This window comes from Kitasatospora sp. NPDC057542 (assembly GCF_042801945.1).
GTDB lineage: Bacteria > Actinomycetota > Actinomycetes > Streptomycetales > Streptomycetaceae > Kitasatospora.
Map to the genome: position 1 here is coordinate 1 of NZ_JBHVFE010000810.1, position 1692 is coordinate 1692.

General features: G+C 72.2%; 2 protein-coding genes. Both read left to right on the top strand.

Features of this window, described 5'->3' with window-relative positions; genetic code table 11:
- Positions 1-173 precede the first annotated feature (173 nt).
- On the top strand, positions 174-725 hold the full coding sequence (locus ACFU7Y_RS43725; protein WP_380772020.1) for a GNAT family N-acetyltransferase: 552 nt from the start codon (positions 174-176) through the stop codon (positions 723-725).
- Positions 722-1507, top strand: coding sequence for a leucine-rich repeat domain-containing protein (locus ACFU7Y_RS43730; protein ID WP_308020156.1), 786 nt, complete (start codon positions 722-724; stop codon positions 1505-1507). The genes ACFU7Y_RS43725 and ACFU7Y_RS43730 overlap by 4 nt, the downstream gene beginning before the upstream one ends.
- Positions 1508-1692 lie beyond the last annotated feature (185 nt).

Consider the following 1692-nt stretch of genomic DNA (forward strand, 5'->3'; position numbering starts at 1 on the left):
GCTCGCCGGCCCCGGCCGGCGGGGTGCCGATGCTCTGGTGACCCGCCCGCTGTTCCGCCGCTCCACCGCCGGGACTTCGCACCCGGGTTCCGGCGGTGGAGCGGCTGCGGAGTTTCGCCCGGTGGCCCGGGTGCGTACGGTGATCCACACATCATCGGAGAGGGGTACGCGCCATGGCGGGAACGGAACAGGGCTCGGAGACGGTGCTGACCACCGAACGGCTGGTGGTGCGTCAGTGGACCATGGCGGACCGGGAGCGCGCCTTCGACATCTACTCCCGCTGGGAGGTCGTCCGGTGGCTCGGCCGGACCCCGCGCGCCATGACCGGGCCCGAGGAGGCCGGGGCCTTCGTCGAGCGCTGCCGGCAGCGCTCCGCCGACCCGCGCTACGGCGCCTGGGCGGTCGAGCGGCGCGACACCGGCACGGTTGCCGGCTCGGTCCTGCTGGTGCCGCTGCCGGACGGGAACGGCGAGATCGAGGTCGGCTGGCACCTTCACCCCGACAGCTGGGGCCACGGCATCGCCACCGAGGCCGCCCGGGCCGTCCTGGCCAAGGGCTTCGCCGACGGCCTGACCGAGATCCGCGCCGTGCTGGCCCCGGACAACACCCGGTCGGCGGCGGTCTGCCGGCGCCTCGGGATGACCAGCGCCGGGCTGACCGACCGCTGGTACGGCCGGCAGCTGGCGGAGTTCCGCATCGGTCCGGCCCAGGGGATGTCGGCATGACGGACGTGACGGGCATGACGGGTACGACCGACGCGACGGGCGTGACGGACATGACGGATCTGACGCTCAACCTGTGGCGCCGGCCGCTCGACGAGGTGCCGCCGGAGGTGTGGGACCGCACCGAGCTGACCGTGCTCATCCTCGCCGAGACCGGTATCCGTGAACTCCGGCCCGGAATCGGTCGGTTGACCAGGCTGCGGACCCTCGACCTCGGGCACAACCGGCTCACCGCACTGCCCGTCGAGCTCTGCGACCTCACCGGGCTCGGGGACTTCCTCTACCTGCACGACAACGCGCTGACCGCCCTGCCCGAGGCGCTCGGGCGGCTCACCGTGCTGCGCTACCTCAATGTCGGCGAGAACCGTCTCACCGAACTCCCCTCCACCATCGGAGGATTGGCCTCGCTGATCGAGCTGCGCGCGCAGCACAACCGGCTCACCGTCCTGCCGGAGTCGATCGGCGAACTCGGTGCGCTGCGCGAACTGTGGCTGCGTGGCAACGAGTTGACAGGATTGCCGGACTCCGTCGGCCGGCTCGCGGAGCTGCGCGAGCTGGAACTCCGGGAGAACGTCCTCACCGAACTGCCCGCCGTGCTCGCCGGGCTTCCGCGACTGCGCCGCCTCGACCTGCGCGGCAACCGGATCACCGAACTGCCCGACTGGCTGGCCGATCCGGCGGCACTGCCCGCCCTGGAGAAGCTGGACCTGCGGTGGAACGCGGTGCGGCCGTCGGCCCGGCTGCTGACGGCGCTGGCCGCGCGCGGGTGCGTGACGCTCTTTTGAGTCGCCGGCTTCTGAGTCGCCGGCTTCTGAGCGCCGGAATCCGATCCGGAAAGGATCAGCACCGGCAGCGCGGAGCTGCTACCGTGGAACGCATGAAGCGCGCTGCACTCGCCACGACGACGCCGGAGAGAGTCCCGGCGCGCTGACTGCTGACCTAGTCCGAAGCCCCGGGGCGAGTGCCCCGG

Bases quoted from the DNA above. Each gene is read 5' to 3' on its own strand.
- ACFU7Y_RS43725 (WP_380772020.1), top strand. From the start codon at position 174: ATGGCGGGAACGGAACAGGGCTCGGAGACGGTGCTGACCACCGAACGG.
- ACFU7Y_RS43730 (WP_308020156.1), top strand. From the start codon at position 722: ATGACGGACGTGACGGGCATGACGGGTACGACCGACGCGACGGGCGTG.